Genomic DNA, 6,573 nt, shown 5'->3' with positions numbered 1-6,573 from the left:
CTGTCACTTTAATCTGGTTCAGATAGCCCAAACCCCAATTAAAAGGCATGTGAAAATCATAAGCAAAGCTACGCCTTACGATCCCTTCTATGAACCTTACCTTAAAGAGCGTAAGCCAAAGAAACTGGGACGAAACTCGTGGTTTGATCCTGTCTTAGCTGCATTGTGATTGCTGGGTAACGTAACACGCCTTAGCGGAGGCTTGAGCCGTATGCAGTGAAAGTTGCACGTACGGTTCTTAGGAGGGCGGCACTTGGTAACAAGTGTCGCCTATCCGACATCAAGTCGGTGGCTATTCAATATCTATTAAATATCAGGGTCTTTCAGAGTGTGTCGCCTTTGATTTGTAAATCTGAGTCCTATGATATGAATAGAAGCAACCCTATAGCGCTCCCTTTTCGAATTGATAAATGTTGAAGGTAATTAAAAAGGCGAACCAAACGGTTCGCCTTTTGTTTTCAAGTTAGTTTCCAATTTAGTTATCGGTTTCCAACTCGGTTATCACAGTTTCCAACTTGGTTATCTGTGATCACTTGGTTTACTCATCCATGTAACTTTCAATGCTCGGGCAGGAGCAAATCAAGTTACGGTCGCCGTAAACGTTGTCGACGCGATTAACCGTTGGCCAGTATTTCGCTTCTTTGGCTTGAACGCTAGGGAAGCACGCTAATTCACGGCTGTATGGGCGATCCCATTCTACCGACATCAAGTCTGCTTGCGTGTGCGGCGCTTTGACCAAAGGGTTGTTCTCTAGAGGCCATTCACCATCTTGCACTTTGGCTATTTCTTCGCGAATCGCAATCATGGCATCACAGAAACGATCGAGTTCGGCCAGATCTTCACTCTCCGTTGGCTCAACCATCAGCGTGCCAGCAACAGGGAATGACATCGTTGGCGCGTGGAAGCCAAAGTCCATGAGGCGCTTGGCAATGTCTTCTTCAGAAATGCCGGAGGCTTCTTTGAGTGGACGAATGTCGATGATGCATTCATGCGCAATACGACCATGTGTGCCGCGGTACAGCACGGGGTAGTATGGGCGCAGACGCTCCATCACGTAGTTCGCACTCAAAATCGCGACTTTGGTGGCTTCTGTCAGGCCTTGCTCGCCCATCATGGCAATGTATGCCCATGAGATAGGGAGGATTGATGCGCTGCCGATTTGTGCAGCAGAAACGGCATAGTTTGAACCGTCAACAACATGGCCTGGCAAGAATGGCGCAAGGTGTGATTTCACACCGATTGGCCCCATACCTGGGCCACCGCCGCCATGAGGAATACAGAAGGTTTTGTGCAGGTTCAGGTGAGAAACATCTGAACCAATAAAGCCCGGGCTGGTTAAGCCAACCTGTGCATTCATGTTGGCACCATCAAGGTAAACCTGACCGCCCGCCTCATGAACCAGTTCACACACCTCCTGCACTGCTTCTTCATAGACACCGTGTGTGGACGGGTAGGTGATCATGATGCATGACAAATCGTGGCGATGTTTGTCGATTTTCGCCTTGAGATCGGAAACGTCGATGTTGCCGTTCTCGTCACAGCCAACCACCACAACTTTCATGGATACCATAGCCGCAGAGGCAGGGTTAGTGCCGTGTGCAGAGCTTGGGATCAGGCAAACATTACGGTGCGCGTCGCCACGGCTTTCATGGTATCGCTGAATGGCTATCAAGCCTGCGTATTCACCCTGAGCACCCGAGTTTGGTTGCAATGACATGGCATCGTAGCCGGTGATTTCACACAGCATTTTGCTGAATGAGTCTGCGAGGTCTGAATAACCTTGCGCTTGTTCTGCAGGAACGAAGGGGTGCAATGCGCCGAATTCAGGCCATGTTACGGGGATCATTTCAGCGGCCGCATTGAGTTTCATGGTGCAACTGCCGAGTGGGATCATACCGTGAGTTAGTGAGAAGTCTTTGTTTTCCAGTTTCTTCATATAACGCATCAATTGGGTTTCGCTTTGGTGCGTGTTGAAAACTGGGTGAGTGAGGTAGTCACTGGTGCGACGGCAAGACTCTGGAATGGCGGCGAATTCGTCGGCTTCAACGGAAGAAGCGAATTGGCTGACATCGGTTTCATCCGTCAGTGCTGAAACCAGTGCGTTCACTTCTTCGAGTGTGGAGGTTTCATCAAAGCTGATACCGAGCTGACCGTCTAATTTACGGAGGTTAAAGCCTGCTTCATCGGCTTTCTTAAACAGGGTATCTGTTTTATCACCTGTGTTTAAGGTGATGGTGTCGAAGAAGTCATGGTAAGCGAGAGAAATACCAGCATGGTTGAATGCGGCAGCGGCCAATGCGGTCAGGTGATGCACGCGGCGGCCAATTTTCTTCAAGCCTTCAGGGCCATGGTAAACCGCGAAGAATGCGGCCATGTTTGCCAGTAAGGCCTGAGCAGTACAAATGTTCGATGTCGCTTTTTCGCGGCGGATATGCTGTTCGCGCGTTTGCATGGCCATGCGAAGGGCTTGGTTGCCTTTTGAGTCGACAGACACACCAATCACGCGACCAGGCATGGTACGTTTCAATTTGTCACGTGTTGCCATAAAGGCAGCATGTGGGCCACCGTATCCCATTGGGACGCCGAAACGCTGTGAAGAACCAATCACAACGTCTGCCCCCATCTCGCCTGGCGATTTCAATAACGTCAATGCGAGCAGGTCGGATGCTACCGTTACCAGAATTTTGTTGGCATGTGCTGCAGCAATCAGATCGGACAGATCGCATACTTGGCCCGTTGTTCCCGGATATTGAAGCAAGGCACCAAAGACATCGTGAGAAGTCAGAGTGTCTGCAGGGCCAGTAATTACATCAAAGCCCATGAATTTGGCGCGAGTGTTAATAACATCCAAGGTTTGTGGGTGAACATCGTCCGCAACAAAGAACGCATTGCTTTTGCTCTTACCGCCGCGCTTACACAGCGTCATGGCTTCTGCTGCTGCCGTTGCTTCGTCAAGCAAAGACGCATTCGCAAGCTCCATGCCGGTCAAGTCCATGACCATTTGCTGGAAGTTAAGCAGTGACTCAAGGCGGCCTTGCGAAATTTCCGGTTGGTAAGGCGTGTATGCCGTATACCAGCCTGGATTCTCTAACACATTTCGAAGGATTGGGTGTGGCGTATGCGTGCCATAGTAGCCTTGGCCAATCAGGCTGCGTTTGATGACATTTTTGCTGGCAATCGCTTTCAATGTTGCCAGCATGTCCACTTCGCTTTTCGGGCCTTCGAGCTTCATCGGCTCGGGTAAACGAATCGCTGCAGGAACAGTTTCTTCAATCAGGTGTTCAAGGCTGGTGGCGTTGATAGCATCCAGCATTGCCTGTTGGTCGGACTCTCTTGGTCCGTTGTGGCGTGTTACAAACTCATTATCGGGGAGCAGTTGATCCAGTAAGCGTGATTCTGTCATGATCGTCTTCCTGAATTAGTCTTCAATGGTTTCTTGGTAAGCGTCAGCACTCATTAGGTGATCCAGATTGCTGTCTTCGGCCAGCTTTATTTTTGCTATCCAGCCGCCCTCGAAAGGTTCTTCATTCACGAGTTCAGGGCTATTTTCGAGGTTTTCGTTGACCTCAACCACTTCACCTTTAACCGGACCGTAAATGTCGGATGCTGCTTTTACTGACTCTACAAGCGAAAACCCTTCACCGACTTCGACTTCGCAGCCGACTTCTGGCAGGTCAACGAACACAACATCACCCAATAGTGATTGTGCATGTTCTGAAATACCGACAGTGACGGTTCCGTCGCCGTTGTCTTTTACCCATTCGTGACTCTCTGCGAATTTCAAGCTTGCATCCATTTTTACTTCTCCGTGTGAAACGTAACAGTTGTTACCACCCCTTTAGGGGTGGATGAATCCGTCCTCAAAACGCAATGGGCGTTTTAGGTGTGTTCTGTTTTAGCAAGCCACCACATTGATAGGGATAGCATTTGTCGCCAAGCCCCCTTGCGATGTTTCCTTGTACTTACTCATCATGTCGAGACCTGTCTCGTGCATGGTTTTAATCACGCTATCGAGTGACACATGGTGCTCACCGTCACCGTTAAGGGCCAGCCGTGTTGCGTTAATCGCTTTCACTGCCCCCATTGTGTTCCTTTCGATACAGGGTACTTGAACCAGCCCGTTAATGGGGTCGCATGTCAGTCCAAGGTTATGTTCCATACCGATTTCTGCGGCATTTTCGATTTGTGCCGGTGTTGCACCCATTGCCGCGGCGAGTCCGGCTGCGGCCATTGAACAAGCGACGCCGATTTCACCTTGGCATCCGACCTCTGCGGCAGAAATGGACGCATTGGTTTTATACAAAGAGCCGATCGCCGCAGCAGTCGCGAGGAAAATGCGAATCCCTTCCGCGTTGTTTGGCGCAACAAACTTGTCGTAGTACGCCAATACGGCAGGAATAACGCCTGCAGCCCCGTTTGTTGGCGCAGTAACAACGCGGCCACCGGCTGCGTTTTCTTCGTTGACCGCCATCGCAAACATATTGACCCAATCATTAGAATCAACCGGTAGCCCGTCTGAATCTTTTCTCTTGATACAGTCGTGTAGCTTTTTGGCGCGCCTTTTAAGCGATAAGCCTCCGGGCAGTACACCATCTTGCTCGATGCCGCGTGCGATACATTCGGCCATGACGTGCCAAATGGCATCGACATTGTCATCTATGCTCTTTTTCGTCGCCTGTTTGTCATGGTGTTTAGCGCGTGCTAACTCATTGATAAACATCAGCTCCGAGATGGTTTTGTTCTCGTTTTTACAGTGCGCGAGCAGGACAGCAGCACTATTAAACGGGAATGGTGGGGTAAAATCCGAGGCCAATGCATCGGTTTCACCTTTTTCTACGACAAAGCCACCACCAACAGAGAAATAGGTACGGCTGAACAGGGAATCACCGTCTGTCCCAAATGCGGTCAGTGTCATCCCGTTCGGGTGTTCGGGAAGCACGAGTTCGAAATGAAAGACGACGTCCTTTTCCCAATCAAACGGAATGAATCGATGTCCATCCAGAGGAAGCTCTTTGCTTCCTTGAACCATGGCTGACATGGTGGGTATGTCATCAGGGTTGATACTATCGGGCCATTCGCCCATCAATCCCATGACACACGCCACGTCGGTAGCATGGCCTTTTCCAGTTAAAGCGAGTGAACCATAAAGTTCACACTTCACGCTCTCCACACCATGGAGTAACGCTTTTTCACGTAATTCAGCAGCAAATCTGGCACTGGCAACCATGGGGCCCACGGTGTGTGAGCTTGAGGGTCCAACGCCAATTTTAAAAAGGTCAAACATGCTATGACTCATTGCACGTCTCCTTGTTTTGTGAAGATACGCCCTCCTACCGAGAGGGTAGAAGTGGCAGTTGTTGACTATCTAGGCCTGTAATTTGAAGTATTGGCGCTTTGATAAATTTGCGGTCAACATTTGCGTAACATACAAAACTCATTTGCGACCTGCAAAAGAAAATTTCCTATAGGAAACTCTTGATGTGATCTGGTCGTCATATTTGGAAATAGAGGTGCTTTGCAACCACGATGTTAACCGCGTATTGCGCAAACGTTTGCTTTTTTACTCTTTTAACGATCGCATTGCAAATGAAGATCTGTCATGTTGTATTTAACATATTTAACATATTTAACATATTTAACATATTGAATGTAATGAATAAAAAATATTTAACGTGGATTGGACTTAGCATGCTTTGCTCAGCATAGAATAATGGCTTCTATTTCGGGGTGATGGAAAGGGAAGCAGCGCACGATGAAAAGCATGCTAAGTTTCTTATAGGAAATTTTCTGTTAAAAATGTTAACTTGCGCTTGTCAGTGCAGGGGTTCTTTGTGTGAGAATATCTCGAAATCAACGCCGCTTTGGATGCTATGGGAAGGAAATATGTCAGATTCAGATGCACAGGAAGTGTATCCGTCATTGAGGGTTGAGAGAGCGACTGTTCAAGCAGGCGCTTCGATATCACCGCTAAAACTGGGCGAGCGTCTCAAAGAAATCAGAACCAACAGCGGTTTGACGCTTGAAGAGGCCAGCAAGTTAACTGGGCTTGCAAGATCAACCTTGTCCAAAATTGAAAACGAGCAAATATCACCCACCTTTCAGGCGATGCAGAAACTCGCCGTGGGTTTGAAAATCGACATCCCCCAACTGTTTGCGCCACCTAAGCAGATAAAAGCCACAGGGCGTAGAGACATCACCCGTAACGGGGAGGGGAAAGCACGTCCGACAGGGACGTATGAACATGAACTGTTGGCGGCGCAGTTAACCAATAAAAAGATGTTTCCCTTTAAATCTCGGGTTCGCGCGCGATCGTTTGAAGAATATGACGAATGGATTCGCCATGATGGGGAGGAGTTTCTTCTTGTTCTGTCGGGCAGTATTGCGTTCTATTCAGAATTTTATGAAGCGATTGAACTGAATGAGGGAGACAGCGTTTATTACGACGCAGCAATGGGTCATATGCTTACCTCTGTCAGTGAAGATGATGCGCTGATTCTATGGGTAACCGCATCGTAACGTTTAACGACTATCCCGTCAGATGGCGGAGTGTTTACAACACGGCTTGTGCCGACA

The 6,573-nt window shown here is 48.8% G+C and carries 4 protein-coding genes; 1 reads left to right on the top strand and 3 read right to left on the bottom strand.

Features of this window, described 5'->3' with window-relative positions; all coding sequences use genetic code 11:
• Window positions 1-538: 538 nt before the first annotated feature.
• From gcvP to B5D35_RS17265, 3 genes are all read right to left on the bottom strand, one after another.
• Window positions 539-3,403, bottom strand: a complete 2,865-nt coding sequence (gcvP, locus tag B5D35_RS17275) for an aminomethyl-transferring glycine dehydrogenase (RefSeq protein WP_078753783.1) — start codon at window positions 3,401-3,403, stop codon at window positions 539-541.
• A 15-nt stretch (window positions 3,404-3,418) separates the two neighbouring features.
• Window positions 3,419-3,796 (bottom strand): glycine cleavage system protein GcvH, encoded by a 378-nt coding sequence (gcvH, locus tag B5D35_RS17270; protein WP_078753782.1) that lies wholly within the window; start codon window positions 3,794-3,796, stop codon window positions 3,419-3,421.
• Window positions 3,797-3,895: 99 nt separating this feature from the next.
• A complete protein-coding gene (locus tag B5D35_RS17265) occupies window positions 3,896-5,296 on the bottom strand; it encodes an L-serine ammonia-lyase (RefSeq protein ID WP_078753781.1) in 1,401 nt (466 codons plus the stop codon).
• A gap of 587 nt (window positions 5,297-5,883) precedes the next feature.
• Between B5D35_RS17265 and B5D35_RS17260 the strand changes: the two genes are divergently transcribed.
• A complete protein-coding gene (locus B5D35_RS17260) occupies window positions 5,884-6,516 on the top strand; it encodes a helix-turn-helix domain-containing protein (protein WP_078753780.1) in 633 nt (210 codons plus the stop codon).
• The last annotated feature ends 57 nt before the right edge of the window (window positions 6,517-6,573 follow it).

It is taken from the genome of Enterovibrio nigricans DSM 22720 (assembly GCF_900167155.1).
GTDB classification, from domain to species: Bacteria; Pseudomonadota; Gammaproteobacteria; order Enterobacterales; family Vibrionaceae; genus Enterovibrio; species Enterovibrio nigricans.
This window is presented reverse-complemented; position numbering and strand designations above follow the sequence as displayed.

What these genes read in the sequence shown, in the direction of transcription:
- gcvP (WP_078753783.1), bottom strand. Translation starts at nt 3,403, where the DNA reads ATGACAGAATCACGCTTACTGGATCAACTGCTCCCCGATAATGAGTTT.
- gcvH (WP_078753782.1), bottom strand. Translation starts at nt 3,796, where the DNA reads ATGGATGCAAGCTTGAAATTCGCAGAGAGTCACGAATGGGTAAAAGAC.
- B5D35_RS17265 (WP_078753781.1), bottom strand. Translation starts at nt 5,296, where the DNA reads ATGAGTCATAGCATGTTTGACCTTTTTAAAATTGGCGTTGGACCCTCA.
- B5D35_RS17260 (WP_078753780.1), top strand. Translation starts at nt 5,884, where the DNA reads ATGTCAGATTCAGATGCACAGGAAGTGTATCCGTCATTGAGGGTTGAG.